Raw genomic sequence first — 15,802 nt, 5'->3', positions numbered from 1 at the left:
GCCCGACGACGAGCGGGCTCGGCGAGGTGCCGTCGACGGCCGCCGCCTCGGTGACGCGGGACGAGGACGGCGCCGCGAGCGGGTCGGGCGCCCCGCCGGCGCTCGGCGCCTCGGCTTCGACGGGTCCGGCAGGGGTCTCGGCGGCGGTCCGCTCGGGGGCATCCGTGGCGGGCCTGGCTCGGCCGTCCTGCGGGGACGGTCGGGACACGTGTGCTCCTCTGGTCTCGATCCCCGCGCGGACGGCGGCGGGGGGCGGGAAGCAGCTCCTCGACCCCCGCACACCGCGCGGGATCAGGTGTTGAAGTAACCGGCCTCGGGATGGTGGGTGACGATCGCGTCGGTGGACTGCTCCGGGTGCAGCTGGAACTCCTCCGACAGCTTCACGCCGATCCGCTCCGCGTCGAGCAGCTCGACGATCTTGGCACGATCCTCCAGCTCGGGGCAGGCCCCGTAACCGAGGGAGAACCGGGCTCCACGGTAGGCGAGGCGGAAGTACTCCTCGACCTCGGCCGGGTCCTCGTCGGCGAGCGTGCCGCCCGACGACCAGTGCAGCTCCTCCCGAACCCGCCGATGCCAGTACTCGGCCAACGCCTCGGTGAGCTGGACGCCCAGGCCGTGGACCTCCAGATAATCGCGGTAGGAGTCGGTGGCGAACAGCTCGGCGGCGAAGTCGGCGATCGGCTGTCCCATGGTGACCAGGGTCAGCGGCAGGACGTCGACCACGCCCTCCTGGAGCGCGAGCTCCTTCGGTCGGAAGTAGTCGGCCAGGCAGAGTCTGCGGTCCTTGGCCTGCCGGGGGAAGGTGAATCGGAAGCGCTCCGGCGCGTCGGGGCTCGGCTCGGTCAGCACGACGACCGAGTCGCCGTCGGCGACGCACGGGAAGTAGCCGTAGACCACGGCGGCGTGCGCGAGAATGCCCTCCGTGGACAGCCGGTCCAGCCAGGCCCGCAGCCGGGGACGGCCCTCGGTCTCCACCAGCTCCTCGTAGCTGGGTCCGCCGCCGCCCTTGGCTCCGCGCAGGCCCCACTGCCCGAGGAAGGTGGCCCGTTCGTCGAGCATCGCCGCGTAGTTCGCCAGCGGGATGCCCTTGACCACCCGATTCCCCCAGAACGGCGGCGTCGGCACCGGGACGTCGGTGGCGACCTCGGAGCGCGCGGGCCGCACCACGTCGGCCTCCGCCTCGGCGGCCTTGGCCTTGCGTTCCTCGGCGATCCGCCGGGAGCGCTCGTGCCGGGCACGCCGTTCGGCGATCCTGGCCTCCTCCTCCGGGTCGGCGATCACCAGACCGCCCCGCTTCCTGGTCATGATCCGATCCATCAGCCGCAGGCCCTCGAAGGCGTCCCTGGCATAGCTGACGTGTCCCGAGTAGACCTCGGAGAGATCGTTCTCCACATAGGAGCGGGTGAGCGCGGCACCGCCCAGCAGGACGGGCCAGCGGTCCCCCACTCCCCTGGTGTTCATCTCCTGCAGGTTCTCCTTCATGATCACCGTCGACTTCACCAGCAGACCGGACATGCCGATGACGTCCACCCGGTGTTCCTCGGCGGCGTCGAGGATGGCGTTGATCGGCTGCTTGATGCCGAGGTTGACCACCTGATACCCGTTGTTGGACAGGATGATGTCGACCAGGTTCTTGCCGATGTCGTGCACATCGCCCTTGACGGTGGCCAGCACGATGCGGCCCTTGCCCTCGGAGTCGCTCTTCTCCATGTGCGGTTCGAGGTGGGCGACGGCGGTCTTCATCACCTCGGCGGACTGGAGCACGAACGGCAGCTGCATCTGGCCGGAGCCGAACAGCTCGCCGACCGTCTTCATCCCGGACAGCAGCGTGTCGTTGATGATCGCCAGCGCGGGCCGTTCGAGCAGCGCCGCGTCCAGGTCGGCCTCCAGGCCCTTGCGCTCGCCGTCCACGATGCGACGCTGAAGCCGGTCGAACAGCGGCAGCGCGGCCAGCTCCTCGGCTCGGGAGGCCCGCGCCGAGGACGCCGTGGCGCCCTCGAACAGCTCCATGAGTCGTTGAAGCGGGTCGTATCCCTCTCGCCTGCGGTCGTAGACCAGGTCGAGGGCGACCTCCCGGTGTTCGTCGGGAATACGGGCCATCGGCAGGATCTTCGAGGCATGGACGATCGCGGTGTCCAGGCCCGCGTCCACGCACTCGTGGAGGAAGACCGAGTTGAGGACCTGCCGGGCGGCGGCGTTGAGGCCGAAGGAGATGTTGGAGATGCCGAGCGTGGTCTGCACCGCGGGGTGCAGCCGCTTGAGTTCGCGGATGGCCTCGATGGTCTCCACGCCGTCGCGTCGGACCTCCTCCTGACCGGTGGAGATCGGGAAGGTGAGGCAGTCGACGACGACGTCCTCGATGCGCATCCCCCAGTTCGTGATCAGGTCGTCGATGATCCGGGTGGCGATCCGCACCTTGCCCTCGGCGGTGCGGGCCTGACCCTCCTCGTCGATGCACATGACCACGACCGCGGAGCCGTGCTCGGCGACCAGCTCCATGGTCCGATGGAAGCGGGACGTCGGCCCCGTGCCGTCCTCGTAGTTGACCGAGTTGACGACGCAGCGCCCGCCGAGACGTTCCAGCCCCGCGCGCAGCACCTCCGGCTCGGTGGAGTCGAGCATGATCGGCAGTGTGGAGGCGGTGGCGAGCCTGCCCGCGAGTTCGCTCATGTCCGCCGCTCCGTCGCGGCCGACATAGTCGACGCACAGGTCGAGCAGGTGCGCGCCCTCTCTGGTCTGCGCGCGACCGATCTCGACGCAGTCCTCGAAGCGGCCGTCGAGCATCGCCTCCCGGAAGGCCTTGGAGCCGTTGGCGTTGGTGCGCTCGGCCACCATCAGGACGCTGGCGTCCTGACGGAAGGGCACCGCCTGGTACAGCGAGGCGACTCCCGGTTCCGGGCGGGGTCTGCGCGGTGTCGGGGTGAGCCCGGCGACGGCGTCGACGACCGCGGTGATGTGCGCGCCGGTGGTGCCGCAGCAGCCGCCGACGAAGCCCACGCCGAACTCGGTCACGAAGCCCGCGAGAGCCTGGGCCAGCTCCTCGGGGCCCAGCGGGTATTCGGCGCCGTCGGGGCCGAGCTGGGGAAGTCCCGCGTTGGGCATCACCGAGAGCGGAATCCTGGCGTGCTGCGAGAGCTGCCGCAGGTGTTCGCTCATCTCGGCGGGCCCGGTGGCGCAGTTGAGCCCGATCAGATCGATTCCGAGCGGTTCCAGGGCGACCAGGGCGGCGGTGATCTCGCTGCCCAGGAGCATGGTCCCGGTGGTCTCCACCGTGACCTGCGCGATCACCGGGACGGTGATGCCCTCGGCGGCCATGGCCCGACGCGCGCCGAGCACGGCGGCCTTGGTCTGCAACAGATCCTGGCAGGTCTCGATCAGGATGACGTCGGAGCCGCCGGTGAGCAGCCCGCGCACCTGTTCGGCATAGGAGTCGCGCAGTGTCGCGTAGCCGACGTGCCCGAGGGTGGGCAGCTTGGTCCCCGGTCCGACCGACCCGAGGACGAACCTCGGCTTCTCCGTCGTGCTGAACTCGTCGGCGGTCTCCCGTGCCAGCGCGGCACCGGCATGCGCGAGTTCTCGAATACGGTCCGCAATGTCGTAATCAGCCAGATTAGCGAGGTTTGCCCCGAATGTATTGGTCTCGACGGCGTCGGAGCCTGCCTCGAGATATCCTCGATGCACGGAGCGAACGACGTCCGGCCGAGTGACGTTGAGGATTTCGTTGCAGCCTTCCAGGCCTGCGAAATCATCGAGTGTGAGCGGCCAGGACTGCAGCATCGTCCCCATCGCCCCGTCGGCAACCAGGACCCGGGCGGAGAGGGCGTCCAGAAACGGCGACGTGACACGATCCGACATGCGCCCAGCCTACGGTCTTCGGCGTCGGGCCAGGGTCGTAGTCTTGAGCGGTGACCGACCCGGAATTGAGCGCTGACGAGGCCGAGGCGACGTCGCCGACCCTGACCGACCCGGTACTCGTGGCCGCGTTCGAAGGGTGGAACGACGCTGGTGACGCGGCTAGTACCGCTATCGAGCACCTACAACTCGCCTGGGATGCCTCTCCCCTGTTCGAGCTCGATCCCGATGACTACTACGACTTCACGGTGACTCGACCGACCATCCACCTGGTGGACGGTGTCACCCGACGAGTTGAGTGGCCCACGACGAGAATGACTGTCTGTCGCCCTCCGGGTGCAGCCCGTGATGTCATCCTCCTCCACGGCATCGAGCCCAACATGCGCTGGCGCTCGTTCTGCACCCGGCTCGTCGAGGAGATCGAGAAGCTCGGCGTCACGACCGTCATCACCCTCGGCTCGCTCCTCGCCGACACGGCGCACACGCGGCCGGTGCCGATCACCGGCAGCGCCTACGACAGCGAGGCCGCCACCCGGTTCAACCTGGAGCGCTCCCGGTACGAGGGTGCCTCGGGCATCCTGGCGGTGTTCCACGACTACTGCGTGCAGGCGGGCGTGCCCGCCGTCTCCTTCTGGGCGGCCGTGCCGCACTACGTCTCCCAGGCACCCGCACCGAAGACGACGCTGGCCCTGCTCCGCCGTGTCGAAGACGTCCTGGACATCGAGGTGCCGGTCGGCAGCCTGCCGGAACAGACCGAGGAATGGGAGCAGACCGTCTCGGAGATGGCGGACGAGGACGAGGACGTCGCCAACTACGTGCGTGCCCTCGAGGAACGCGGCGACGAGATCACCCTGACCGAGGCCAACGGCGACGCCATCGCCGCCGAGTTCGAACGCTACCTCCGCAGGCGACACCGGGGCGGCTGGGGCACCGGCGGGAAGGGCGGCGGATCGGCCTGATCCCGGTCCGCCGCAGGCGCGGCGGTGCACCGGCCCCCAGGCGGCAGGCGAGGGCCTGCCGCCTGAAACGGTGCCCGCCGCCGCGGGCCGTCCTTCTCGTCGAGCCCTGGCGCACGGGCCTGCCGATCACACCGCCGCGTCGAATCCGCCCCGGCGCCGTGAGGGATCGCGTCCACCGCCCGGGTGCTAGTGCGCCGCGCCGAACTCCAGGGCGAGGACGCCGCCGATGATCGCCATGATCCCCAGGCTCTGCACCCAGGTCAGCCCGTCGCCGAGGAAGACCGCGCCGATCACCGCGACCAGGGCCACTCCCACGCCCGCCCAGATGCCGTAGGCGATGCCGAGGGGCACACCGTGGACGAGCGTCCTGGACAGCAGGAAGAAGGCCGTGGCATAGCCGATCACGGTGATGATCGACGGGACGAGCCTGGTGAACCCCTCCGACAGTCGCAGCGAGATCGTCGCCGTCACCTCGGTCACGATGGCGAAGGACAACAGCAGATAACCCACGGCGACACTCCGTCAGTACTGGACAGCTCGCCAGGACTCTAGCCTGTCGCCCGCACCGTGGTCCTCACTCCGATGCCGTTCCCGGCGGCACCGGGTCCAGCCGCGACGCGACGTGGGCGGCCAACAGCTCGACCACATCCGAGGCGGCGCCCCGCCTGCCGAACGCGGCACGCTGACGGGCGGCCGCCGATCCCCGCCGCCTGCTCGCGGCCAGCAGCCGCGACACGAGGACCTCGTCGCCCATCGCCACCAGGCCGGGCCGGGCCCAGGCGATCAACCGGTCGATCAGCAGGCTCGCAGGCAGCAGTCGTCCCGACACCGGGTCCAGACCCATGCCGTCCACCCCGTCACGGGCGGCACGCCAGAGTGCCAGCCGCAGCATCGAGTCGCCCGCGGCCGGGGCGGGAAGGCCTGCATCGACCCTGGCCAGCGCCGTCGCGGCCAGTCCCCGCACCACCAGGGCGAACAAGACCGCCTCCTCGACGGTCGGCATCACGTCGGCGACGCGGATCTCGATGGTCGGCAGGTGCGAGGAGGGCCGGATCATCCAGTAGACCATCCCCCGATCCAACGCGGCTCCCGAAGTCAGCAGGCCTCGAACCTCGGCCTGGTACTCCGCCGTCGAGCCGAACACCGGCGGCGGCCCCCCGGAGGGCACCTGCCGCCAGAGGATGCTCCGCCAGCTCGCGTACCCGGAGTCCCGTCCTCGGAAGAACGGCGAGTTGGCGCTCAGCGCGAGCAGTCCGGGTAGGAAGGCGCGAAGCTGATCGCTCACCGCGACGGCGTGGTCGAGGTCGGGCATACCGATGTGCACATGGCAGCCGCAGGTCAGCAGACTCTCCATCACACCGCCGAGCTCATGGGCGATACGTCGGTAGCGACGAGTCTCGGTGAGGGCGTACGGCAGGCTCGGCTCGTGAATCGGCACGCCGGACGCCAGTAACGTCTGTCCGGCACGCCGCGCGGCGACCGCCAGGCCCCGACGGCCCTGGTCGAGGCGGGTCGCCAGCTCGTCCGCCGTCCGGCATACCGGAGACACCGACTCGACCTGGAATTCCGTGATCTCGGCCGCGTACTCCACCTCGCAGGTGGGCGCGGTGCGCAACACGTCCGACGCCCCCGTCGTGCAACGCCCCGTCCGGCCGTCGACCAGAAAGAACTCCTCCTCGACGCCGAAGGTGAGCGGTTCCACCGACGGTGGTCGTTGAACAGGGAACCCACCCGGCAGGCCACCGGGGGAGCCAGTGGCGGGGGAAGCGCTCGGCCGGCCATCCGTTGTGAACGTCATCGCAGGTGAACCAACCCCTCGCTGAGCGACCTGATCGGCCGGGAGGATGAGCAGACGATCTCCATGGTCTGCCTGTGGTGCCGAGCCGGCTACGGTCGGCGATCGTTGTCACCCGGGTGACACGCCGCCTGCGGCCGGAAGCACCAGCGGCAGTCCGCTTACCGGTGGCTGCCCGCTGCGGCACCCGACACAAACCCCGCCCGGCGACGATGCCCTCGCACGGCACGCCCGGTGCGAGTCCGCGCTCGCCGACGGGCGGCCGACACGCCGTCGAATCCGCTCCCGACGGCAGCCTCCTCGCCTGACCGCCCCCACGTTCGTCGTCGACATGTCCGCGACGCGATCCGTGTCCGGACGGCCTGACCGAGATCGGGAAATGTCGTCGGGCACACAGAGCGCGGGGGGACCGCCATGGGTTTAATCGATCACGTAGGTCTTCGTGGAGGGGCGGGCACATGCGACGGCGTTGGCGATGGGCACTGGCGGGCACGGCCGCCCTCGCGGTGCTGCTGGGCACCCCGGCGGTCTGGGCCTACGGCAGCAGCGCGGGGCGGATCGTCGACTCCGACGATGCCCCTGACACCGATGTCGCGCTGGTCCTCGGGGCGGGCGTCCGGCCCGACGGCAGGCCGTCCCAGCTGCTCGCCGGGCGACTCGACGTGGCCGCGGGCCTCTACCACGAGGGCGTCGTCCGCGTGCTGCTGCTCAGCGGCAGTGTCGGACCCGGCGACTACGACGAGCCGGGCACGATGCGCGAGTACCTGGTCAGTCGCGGCGTGCCGACCGAGGCGATCGTCGAGGACGGTTCCGGCAACGACACCTGGGAGTCCTGCGTACGCACCCGTGACGTCTACGGAGTGCGGGAATTGATCGTCATCAGTCAGCGGTTCCACCTGCCGCGCGCGGTGGCGCTGTGCAGGTCCGCCGGCCTCGAGGTGCACGGCGTCCCCCACGAATCCGGACAGACGAATCCGAGCGGCACTCGCTTCGGCTATCTCCGGGAGACCGGCGCGCGGCTGCCCGCGATGATCACCGCGCTGTTCAAGAACCCGGAAGGCGCCATCGAGGCCGACCCGGACTCCTCAGTCGCCGACGCGCTGGCCGCCGGGTCTCCCGCTCCCGCCCCGCCCCCTGCCGCGGCGCGGCTCCGCGATCCGGAGTGAACGGCCGCCGTCGCCCACGGTGACAGGCGCCGGCCCCTGAGGAGCAGGCGCCGCCCGGCCGCCCCCGCTGTCACGAGCCCGCGCCGACTCCCTCAGCGCGGGCGGTCCGGAGCCGGAGCGGCCGAGGTCGCCGCCCCGGCCGCGCGGCACGGCAGGCCGCCCGCCGGCACCGGAGTCAGAGGGCGACCCCGAGCAGCGCGTCGACCGACCGCCGGATCAGCCCTGGTGCCGCCGGATCGGTGCCCCGCCTGGTCAACGCCTCCTCGGCCCAGGCGTCGAGGGCGGCCAGGGCCCTCGGCGTGTCGAGGTCGTCGGAGAGGTGGTCCCGCAGCCGGTCCAGGACGGGCTGTGCGGGCGGCCCCTCGGCGAGCGCGACCGCCGCACGCCAGCGCTCGGCCCGCGCCCGCCCCGTCGCCAACACCGCGTCGGTCCACATCCGGTCATCGCGGTAGTGCGAGTCCAACAGCGCCAGCCGCAGCGCCGCCATGTCGACGCCGTCGCCGCGAAGTCGGGAGACGAAGACCAGGTTGCCTCGCGACTTGGACATCTTCTCGCCATCCAGACCCACCATGCCCGTGTGGCAGTAGTGCCGGGCGAACGGCTGCTCCCCGGTCAACGCCTCGGCGTGGGCGGCGCTGTACTCGTGATGCGGGAAGATCAGGTCGGAGCCGCCGCCCTGGACGTCGAAGCCCATGCCGAGATGCCTGCGCGCGATCACCGAGCACTCGACGTGCCAACCAGGCCTGCCCGCCCCCAGCTCGGACTCCCAGGAGGGCTCACCGGGCCTGGCCTGCCGCCACAGCAGGGCGTCCAGCGGGTGCCGCTTGCCCTCGCGCTCCGGGTCGCCGCCACGCTCGGCGAAGAACTCGAGCATTCGTGCCTCGTCGTAATTCGACTCGTAGCCGAAACGGCCACTCGCACGATGGTCGAAGTAGACGTCGGGATAGTCGGCGTCGTCGACTCGGTAGGCCGCGCCCGAGGCGAGCAGCTCCGCCACCGCCGTCGCGATCTCGGGCACCGACTCCACGGCACCGATGTAGTGCCGGGGCGGCAGGACCCGCAGGGCCTCCATGTCCTCTCGGAACAGAGCGGTCTCCCGCATGGCGAGGACCACCCAGTCCGTCTGGTCCCGGTTCGCGCGCTCCAACAGCGGGTCGTCGACGTCGGTGACGTTCTGCACATAGTGCACGTCGTGGCCGTTGTCGAGCCAGATCCGATGAACCAGATCGAAGGTCAGATAGGTGGCGGCGTGACCGAGATGCGTCGCGTCGTACGGGGTGATGCCGCAGACGTACATCCGAGCGGTGGAGCCGGGCGCGGTGGGTCGCACCTGCGCCGAGGCGGTGTCGTAGAGCCGCAGGGGACGAGGTGTGCCGGGCAGGGCGGGCACCGGGGCCGACGACCAGGTTTCCATGCGCTCGACCCTATGCGCGACGGGCGACGACCAGGCTGCCGGGTCGCCCCTCGTCCCGCGATCCGGCCGTCGCCGTCCCCGACTCGGCCCGCCTGCCTCGGCAGGCGCCGACCGACCGCCGTGCCCCCACGCGGCCGGCCGGGAGCGACGGTCAGCAAAGCGAGCGGACCTCGGCGATCGACTCCGCCTGACGAGGGAAGCCACCGCCGTCGACCGCGAGACCGAATTCGTCGACGCCTGCCTCGGCATAGGCGGCGACCCGCTCGGCAGTCTCGAGGGACCGCCGGTGGTCGTGACCCGGCGGTCGTCTCCGGCGTCGCCTCGGGTGCCGCGCCGAGCCGTTCGAGCATCGCCGCCCGCTCCCCTGATGCGCGTCACCGTCGTCCAACACGATGTGCAGGCCGAGGTGGATTCGCGGCATCGGTCCGTCGCGCCGCGGCGGAGATGCCCTCCGCCGCCGTCGTCTCCTCCATGGCGGACAGCCCGACACCGATCTCGGTGCTCATCGCGCGGTTCTCCGATCCCTCCTTCGACTACAGCCCCGCCGACCGGTATGAGGTCTGGATCGGCGTTCAGGTCAGGCCGCCGAACCATGGAGTCGCTGCGGCGTGGGCGGCGGCCGGGCGGGACGTCCGGAAGCCGGCCGCGGGCACTTTCGATATTGATTTCATCTTTCACTGAAGAGATAGAGTGAATAATACGCGTGTATGCCGCTCGCTTCGCCGCGAACGCAGTCCGGGGTGACGCGGCCACGAACGATCTCGGCGTTCTACCCTCCACGAGGCCGTCCCGAACGGACGGGTCGGGCCCGACCGCGCGAGCGACCGATGCAGGCATCACGAGCGAGGCGGCCGCATCGCCAGGCCCGATCACCAGGCGATCGCGGCGAGCACCGATCGCCCATGTCGACGATCGACGTCGGCGCCCACCTCGGACGTCGACTCACGGCAGGGCGCCGCCGAGGGCGCTCGACCTCGGCCCCGGCGGCCGATCGAGTGCGGAGCGACGACCGGACGGCGAGCGAGGGGTCTCGACATGACACGAGGCGCGGCGGCACTGGCCGCCCGGCTGGAACGACACCAGGTCGCCGTCTATCTGGCGGCGATGGCGGCGGGCGCGATCGCGGGCTGGACCGTCCCCGCCGCGGGGCCCGCGCTCGAGCACGCGATCAACCCCGTGCTGGGCGCCCTGCTGTACGTGACGTTCCTCCAGGTACCCGCCGCGGACCTGGTGCGATCCTTCCGCGAGGGACGCTTCCTGGCCGCCACCCTGGCGGTGAACTTCGCGGTGGTCCCGCTGGTCGTGGCCGCCCTGTTCCTGCTGCTGCCCGCCGACCGGGCCGTCCGCCTCGGCGTGCTGCTGGTGCTGCTGACCCCGTGTGTGGACTACGTGATCGTGTTCTGCCGTCTGGCGGGCGGCAGCGGCCGACGGCTGCTCGCGGCGACGCCGCTGCTGCTCGTGTCGCAGATGGCACTGCTGCCGCTCTTCCTGCTGCTGTTCCTCGGCCCCGACCTGGCCGACGTGGTGGAGTTCGGACCCTTCGTGCGTGCGTTCGTCGTGTTGATCCTCATCCCGCTCACCGCGGCCTGGCTCACGCAGGCCTGGGCGGCCCGCGGACCCGCCGGACGGGCCGTCGCGACGGGAGCGGGCACCACGATGGTGCCGCTGATGGCGGGGACCCTGGCGACGGTGGTCGCCTCACAGGTCCCCGCCCTCGGCGGCGACGTCTCCGCCGTACTCGTCGTGGTGCCCTTCTACCTCGCCTTCCTCGTGGTGATGCCCTTCGCCGGACTCGGCATGGCCCGCCTCTTCCGGCTGGACGCGCGGGCAGGCCGTGCGGTCGTGTTCAGCGGGGCCACCCGCAACTCCCTCGTCGTGCTGCCGCTCGCGCTGGCCCTGCCCGACGCGCTGGCCGTCGCGGCGCTGGTCGTGGTCACGCAGACGCTGGTGGAGGTGGTGGGCATGGTGCTCTACGTCCGCGTGATCCCCCGGCTGCTGCCCCTCGCCGCATCGCCGCGGGACGAGCAGACCTGAGGTGCCCGTCGAGGTCGGCGGCCCGCTCGCCTGTGACCGGCGCGGCCCTCCACCGGCGCGGCCGTCGTCGAGAAGACTCGAACAAGACCGTGGGAGCCGAGCCCCGGCAGCACGGCTCGGCGCCCACCCGCCTGCGTTCACACAGCGTCACTTCTCTGCCCTGAACCGACCCTGGGTGCCGCCGAAGACGTGTCCACACTCACGCATCAGTGTGAGATTTGCAGGTTGTGCACGTTCTGCACGTCCTGCAAGATTAACCCCATGGGGGACAGCACCATGCCTTCGAGGGAAGGCGTCACGAGCGGGGGCCTGCGGGCTCGACGCCGACGTGAGACGAGTGATCGCATTCAGCAGACCGCGCTCGCCCTCGTCTCGGAGCACGGGCTCGACCACGTCACCGTCGAGCAGATCAGCACTCAGGCGGGCGTGTCCGTACGCACGTTCTTCAACTACTTCCCGAGCAAGGAGTCGGCGCTGGCAGACGGCCCGCCGCCGATCCCCGACCACGCCAGAGCCGCGTTCCTCGCGGGGACGGGGGACGTGCTGGCCGATCTGACGACGCTCTTCGTCGCTCATGGCATCGAGTTCGAGGCCCGCCGTAGCACGATGGAGTGTTTCCATCAGGTCCTGCGGGACAACCCGCGCCTCATGCCGCTGCAGCTCCAGCGATTCCACCAGTTCGAACTCGACGTCGCCGAGCTCATCGGCGCCCGTCTCGGCCTCGACGACGACGAGGACGACACGGCCCGGCTCGCCGCCGCCGTCGTCCTGGCCGCCGTCCGGGTAGGCATGGAGCGCTGGTCCCGAGACTTCGACGTCTCCCCCGCCGCCGAGGTGGGCCGTGCGCTGGCCAACCTCCGCTCGCTCTGGACCTCGCTCGTGGCCTGAAGCCCCATCGCCTCGCCGAACCCCACCGGGTTCACCCGTCCGCGCCGATGTCGCCGCGAGACCTGGATTCCTCGCGTCCGGTGATCCACCGGCGCGCCTCATCGTGCCCGAACAGGAGAGACTCGTGAGTCAGACCGTCGTGGAGCCCCCACCGCCGTCGCCGGCGGGCGGACCCGCACCGGACCGACCGGCCCAGGGCTTCGGCTGGGTCTACGCCGCGCTGATGGTCGTGATGCTGCTGGCCGCCCTGGACCAGACCATCGTCGCCACGGCACTGCCCACCATCGTCGGGGAGCTCGACGGCGTCAGCGCGATGGCGTGGGTGGTCACCGCCTACATCCTCGCCGTCACCATCGCGATGCCCGTCTACGGCAAGATGGGCGACCTGCTCGGCCGCCGGAACCTCTTCCTCGGCGCCATCATCCTGTTCGTCATCGGATCGGCGCTGTGCGGGTTCGCCCAGAACATGGGCCAGCTCATCGCCTTCCGCGGCCTCCAGGGCATCGGAGGCGGCGGGCTCATGATCATGTCGCAGGCGATCATCGCCGACCTGGTCCCCGCCCGACAGCGAGCCAAGTTCATGGCTCCGATGGGTGCGATCTTCGGTGTCTCGGCCGTCGTCGGCCCGCTGCTCGGCGGCTACTTCACCGACAGCTCGAGCTGGCGTTGGGCGTTCTGGATCAACCTGCCGCTGGGCATCGCGGCGCTCGTCATCTCCTGGCTGGGCATCCGCCTGCCCAAGCGGGACAACGCGGTCCGGGTGGACTTCCTCGGCATCGGCCTCATGGCGATCGCCGTGACCTGCCTGACGCTGTTCGCCAGCTGGGGCGGCACCCGTTACGACTGGGCTTCCCCGCAGATCCTGGGCCTCGCCGCGGGCACCGTCGTCGCGGCCGGCCTGTTCTGCCTCGCCGAACGGTTCGCCGCCGACCCGGTGATCCCGCTGCGGCTCTTCCGCAACGGCATCTTCACCGTCTCCACCCTCCTCGGTCTGCTGGTCGGCCTCGGGATGTTCGCCGCGATCAGCTACATCCCGACCTACCTGCAGATGGTCTACGGCGCCAGCGCGACCGAGTCGGGGCTGCTGGTCATCCCCATGGTCGTGGGCATGCTGGTCTCCGGCATCGGATCCGGATTCGCCATCAGCAGGACCGGGCGTTACAAGATCTTCCCTATCGCGGGCACCGCGATCACCACGGTGGCCCTGTTCCTGCTGTCGACGCTGCAGATCGACGACCCGGTGGCCCTGGTCTGCCTGTACCTGGCCGTCGTCGGCTTCGGCATCGGACTGGTGATGCAGGTCCTGGTCCTGGCCGTGCAGAACTCGGTGAGTCCCGCCGAGATCGGCACCGCGACCTCCAGCAACAACTTCTTCCGGGAGATCGGCGCCACGCTCGGCGTGTCGGTCGTGGGGTCGCTGTTCAGCAGCAGGCTCACGGCCCAGTTGGATCAGCGTCTTCCGCAGGGCGCCGAGATCGAGGTCCCGCATGTGGAGTCGATCACTCCGGCGATCGTGGCGGGGCTGCCCGCGCCACTGCGGGACGCCTTCGTGACGTCCTATGCCAACGCCCTCACGCCGGTGTTCCTGTACCTGGTTCCGGTGTTCCTCTTCGGCACCGTGCTGGCGCTGTTCCTGAAGGAGAAGCCGCTGGCCGCCACCGCTCCGGGCCTGCAGGGCGACCCCGCCGAGTCGACGACGGCCGCGGAGCCCACGGGCGCCGAGACACCGGCGGAGCCGACGACGGACGGTGGGGACGGCACCGTCACAGCCGCGGGCGAGAGGGCCGGGTCAGCTCGGTCGGAGTAGCCGGGGCCGACCCTCGGGCGCCGACGACGGCGTCCGACCGCACTATCCTCGCGCACGACCACGCCGAGCCGGGCCCGCACCGACCGGCCACCGCGATCCGGGGAGACCACACAGATGACCGATGAGATCAGGGCTCAGGCCGAACGCAGCTGGCCCGCCGGGGCAGGCGGCAGGCCGGGGTTCTGCTTCTCGTTCGTGCGGGAGACGCTGCCCGAGGACGCGCTGTGTCTGCTCGGCGGCGTCGAGGACGACGTCGTCGTGGCGACTCCGGAACGCGGCCTGGAGATGACCCGTTCCTTCGACCAGGGCTACCCCGAGGTGGCGCGGGCGGTCCGACTCGGCTCCTGGACCGTGCTCATGGAGATCGACGGCTTCCAGGGCACCCGGCGGGAGGTGCTGCGAAGCCTTTCGACCGGAGGCGAAGCCGTGTCGGTGTTCCGGGACGCAGGCGAGACCGGCCAGTTCACCCATGCGGTGGACGGGACCGTTCGGACCTGCTTCGACCAGCTCGCGCCGGAACGCCGCTGGGGCGCCGAGCCGGACGCTCTGCTCGACTCGATGATCTCGGCGGGCCTGCGAGGCGCCGAGGCGGTTCACGGGAAGCCCGCCGACGCCCCTTCCCCGCACGACGAGTCCGGGGCAGGGGCCCTCGCCGTCGATCCGGACTCGGCGGCGCTGACACTCGTCGAACTGATGACCGGGGTGCGTCTCAGGGAGGCGGACACCATCGGGCACCTGCTCACCGTCCCGTTCCACGCCCTGCTGCCCGACGCCCGGCCCGCGCTGCGGCTCGCCGCGCTCGAGCCGCACGCGCCGGAGGCGGCGGCGCGCCTCGCGGCGAAGAGCAGGCCGACTTCGCGACGAGAGCTGCTCGATCTGGTGCGCGGCCTCGCCGAGGGCGCGGGTGTGGCCGACTCCGAGGCCGTGCGCGCGGCTCTGGCCGAGGCCGAGGCTGGTCACGAGGTGCCGCTGGATCGGGGCTCGCCGGTGTACGAGCAGGTCATGGCGTGGCAGGTGGACCGGCAACGGGCGCACCGATCGAAAGGGCTGCCGGAGGAGACCCGGCTCGACGCCGCCGCCCGAGCCGGGATCGAAGCACGGCACGAGGTCGGCCTGGCCGTGCGAGACGCGATCGCGGTGCTCAACAAGGTGCGCTGAGGCGGCGGGACCCGGCTCGGCCACGCGGAGCCCGTCGAGGAGGACCACGACGGCGTTGAACGCGCGCCGTTCCGCTCGGGCACCGCGTCTTCCTCGAGGCACTACGGGGACCCGCCGGTCCCGGCAGCATGCGAGTCCGCCGCGCCGCCGTGCTCGCCCGCTCCTCGCCCCGCCGGTCAGCGACGCCGCGTGACGAAGGCATAGCACAACAGCGCCGCCAACGGCACGAAGGTGAACGTCAGGCTCGCGAGGTCCATGCCGAACAGCAGCACCCACCAGTCCTGCTCCTGCCCGCCCTGGACGGGGGAGAACAACGCGGTCAGCACGATCGACGTCTGCCGTACCAAGGCGAACGGCTGATCCTGATACATCATCAGGACCACCGCGGCCGAGAGGACCACGGCAGGGGCCGCTGGTGACGACGTCCCGAGGACGGGCTTCCGATTCTCCGTGTCTGCCCGGCTGGGAACCGCCGAGCCGACGTCCACGACACGCCGAGCAGACGTCGGACGCGACCGGGCGGCGGTGGCGTCCCGGTGCGGGTCCCATTCGACGGTCCCGCCCGGCCCCACCTGACGCCAGGCCCGTTCGGCGTGGTCCGCCGCAGCCGGGTCGTCCGTCGGCGCCGCCCCGGTGCACCGCGCCATCCCGATCATGTGTCGGCTCCCCTCGTCGACTCCAGGAGAACGCTAGAAGCACCACCGGGGCAGGGTCGATGACGACACCATC

The 15,802-nt window shown here is 70.9% G+C and carries 12 protein-coding genes; 7 read left to right on the top strand and 5 right to left on the bottom strand.

From position 1 onward, the window contains the following. Positions 1-291: 291 nt before the first annotated feature. Positions 292-3,855 carry a methionine synthase gene (gene metH / locus AHOG_RS13380; protein ID WP_093941651.1) on the bottom strand — a complete coding sequence of 1,188 codons (3,564 nt, stop codon included), beginning with the start codon at positions 3,853-3,855 and terminating at the stop codon, positions 292-294. Between the two features lie 50 nt (positions 3,856-3,905). On the opposite strand from metH, the gene AHOG_RS13375 reads away from it, so the two are divergent. Beyond that, positions 3,906-4,811 carry a PAC2 family protein gene (locus AHOG_RS13375; RefSeq protein WP_093941650.1) on the top strand — a complete coding sequence of 302 codons (906 nt, stop codon included), beginning with the start codon at positions 3,906-3,908 and terminating at the stop codon, positions 4,809-4,811. Positions 4,812-4,997: 186 nt separating this feature from the next. On the opposite strand, the gene AHOG_RS13370 is transcribed toward AHOG_RS13375, so the two are convergent. Together AHOG_RS13370 and AHOG_RS13365 are read right to left on the bottom strand one after the other, a co-directional pair. Further along, on the bottom strand, positions 4,998-5,321 hold the full coding sequence (locus tag AHOG_RS13370) for a DMT family transporter (RefSeq protein ID WP_093941649.1): 324 nt from the start codon (positions 5,319-5,321) through the stop codon (positions 4,998-5,000). Positions 5,322-5,385: 64 nt separating this feature from the next. Continuing rightward, complete coding sequence (locus AHOG_RS13365) at positions 5,386-6,513, bottom strand: carboxylate-amine ligase (protein WP_211290592.1); 1,128 nt, start codon at positions 6,511-6,513, stop codon at positions 5,386-5,388. Positions 6,514-7,064: 551 nt separating this feature from the next. On the opposite strand from AHOG_RS13365, the gene AHOG_RS13360 reads away from it, so the two are divergent. Continuing rightward, positions 7,065-7,772: a SanA/YdcF family protein gene (locus AHOG_RS13360; RefSeq protein ID WP_093941647.1), complete on the top strand. Its 708-nt coding sequence runs from the start codon at positions 7,065-7,067 to the stop codon at positions 7,770-7,772. 175 nt (positions 7,773-7,947) lie between these two features. On the opposite strand, the gene mshC is transcribed toward AHOG_RS13360, so the two are convergent. Beyond that, positions 7,948-9,186 carry a cysteine--1-D-myo-inosityl 2-amino-2-deoxy-alpha-D-glucopyranoside ligase gene (mshC, locus tag AHOG_RS13355; RefSeq protein WP_093941646.1) on the bottom strand — a complete coding sequence of 413 codons (1,239 nt, stop codon included), beginning with the start codon at positions 9,184-9,186 and terminating at the stop codon, positions 7,948-7,950. A gap of 471 nt (positions 9,187-9,657) precedes the next feature. Here mshC and AHOG_RS13345 point away from each other — a divergent pair, with 471 nt between their 5' ends. The 5 genes from AHOG_RS13345 to AHOG_RS13325 all read left to right on the top strand — a co-directional run bounded on the left by AHOG_RS13345 (position 9,658) and on the right by AHOG_RS13325 (position 15,073). After that, positions 9,658-9,867 carry a hypothetical protein gene (locus AHOG_RS13345; RefSeq protein WP_157736802.1) on the top strand — a complete coding sequence of 70 codons (210 nt, stop codon included), beginning with the start codon at positions 9,658-9,660 and terminating at the stop codon, positions 9,865-9,867. 354 nt (positions 9,868-10,221) lie between these two features. Further along, positions 10,222-11,220, top strand: a complete 999-nt coding sequence (locus AHOG_RS13340) for a bile acid:sodium symporter (protein WP_093941643.1) — start codon at positions 10,222-10,224, stop codon at positions 11,218-11,220. Positions 11,221-11,496: 276 nt separating this feature from the next. Then, a complete protein-coding gene (locus AHOG_RS13335; protein WP_169725859.1) occupies positions 11,497-12,108 on the top strand; it encodes a TetR/AcrR family transcriptional regulator in 612 nt (203 codons plus the stop codon). A gap of 124 nt (positions 12,109-12,232) precedes the next feature. Further along, on the top strand, positions 12,233-13,915 hold the full coding sequence (locus AHOG_RS13330; RefSeq protein ID WP_245856733.1) for an MDR family MFS transporter: 1,683 nt from the start codon (positions 12,233-12,235) through the stop codon (positions 13,913-13,915). A gap of 114 nt (positions 13,916-14,029) precedes the next feature. After that, positions 14,030-15,073: a DUF6461 domain-containing protein gene (locus AHOG_RS13325; RefSeq protein ID WP_093941641.1), complete on the top strand. Its 1,044-nt coding sequence runs from the start codon at positions 14,030-14,032 to the stop codon at positions 15,071-15,073. 176 nt (positions 15,074-15,249) lie between these two features. Here the strand turns inward: AHOG_RS13325 and AHOG_RS13320 are convergent, their stop codons facing one another. Beyond that, complete coding sequence (locus tag AHOG_RS13320) at positions 15,250-15,729, bottom strand: hypothetical protein (RefSeq protein ID WP_093941640.1); 480 nt, start codon at positions 15,727-15,729, stop codon at positions 15,250-15,252. Positions 15,730-15,802 lie beyond the last annotated feature (73 nt).

Source organism: Actinoalloteichus hoggarensis, assembly GCF_002234535.1.
Taxonomy (GTDB): domain Bacteria; phylum Actinomycetota; class Actinomycetes; order Mycobacteriales; family Pseudonocardiaceae; genus Actinoalloteichus_A; species Actinoalloteichus_A hoggarensis.
The sequence above is the reverse complement of the archived record's forward strand: the minus strand, read 5'-3'. Positions and strand labels throughout refer to the sequence as shown.

Bases quoted from the DNA above. Each gene is read 5' to 3' on its own strand.
- mshC (WP_093941646.1), bottom strand. From the start codon at position 9,186: ATGGAAACCTGGTCGTCGGCCCCGGTGCCCGCCCTGCCCGGCACACCT.
- AHOG_RS13345 (WP_157736802.1), top strand. From the start codon at position 9,658: ATGGCGGACAGCCCGACACCGATCTCGGTGCTCATCGCGCGGTTCTCC.
- AHOG_RS13335 (WP_169725859.1), top strand. From the start codon at position 11,497: ATGCCTTCGAGGGAAGGCGTCACGAGCGGGGGCCTGCGGGCTCGACGC.
- AHOG_RS13340 (WP_093941643.1), top strand. From the start codon at position 10,222: ATGACACGAGGCGCGGCGGCACTGGCCGCCCGGCTGGAACGACACCAG.
- AHOG_RS13325 (WP_093941641.1), top strand. From the start codon at position 14,030: ATGACCGATGAGATCAGGGCTCAGGCCGAACGCAGCTGGCCCGCCGGG.
- AHOG_RS13320 (WP_093941640.1), bottom strand. From the start codon at position 15,729: ATGATCGGGATGGCGCGGTGCACCGGGGCGGCGCCGACGGACGACCCG.
- AHOG_RS13360 (WP_093941647.1), top strand. From the start codon at position 7,065: ATGCGACGGCGTTGGCGATGGGCACTGGCGGGCACGGCCGCCCTCGCG.
- metH (WP_093941651.1), bottom strand. From the start codon at position 3,855: ATGTCGGATCGTGTCACGTCGCCGTTTCTGGACGCCCTCTCCGCCCGG.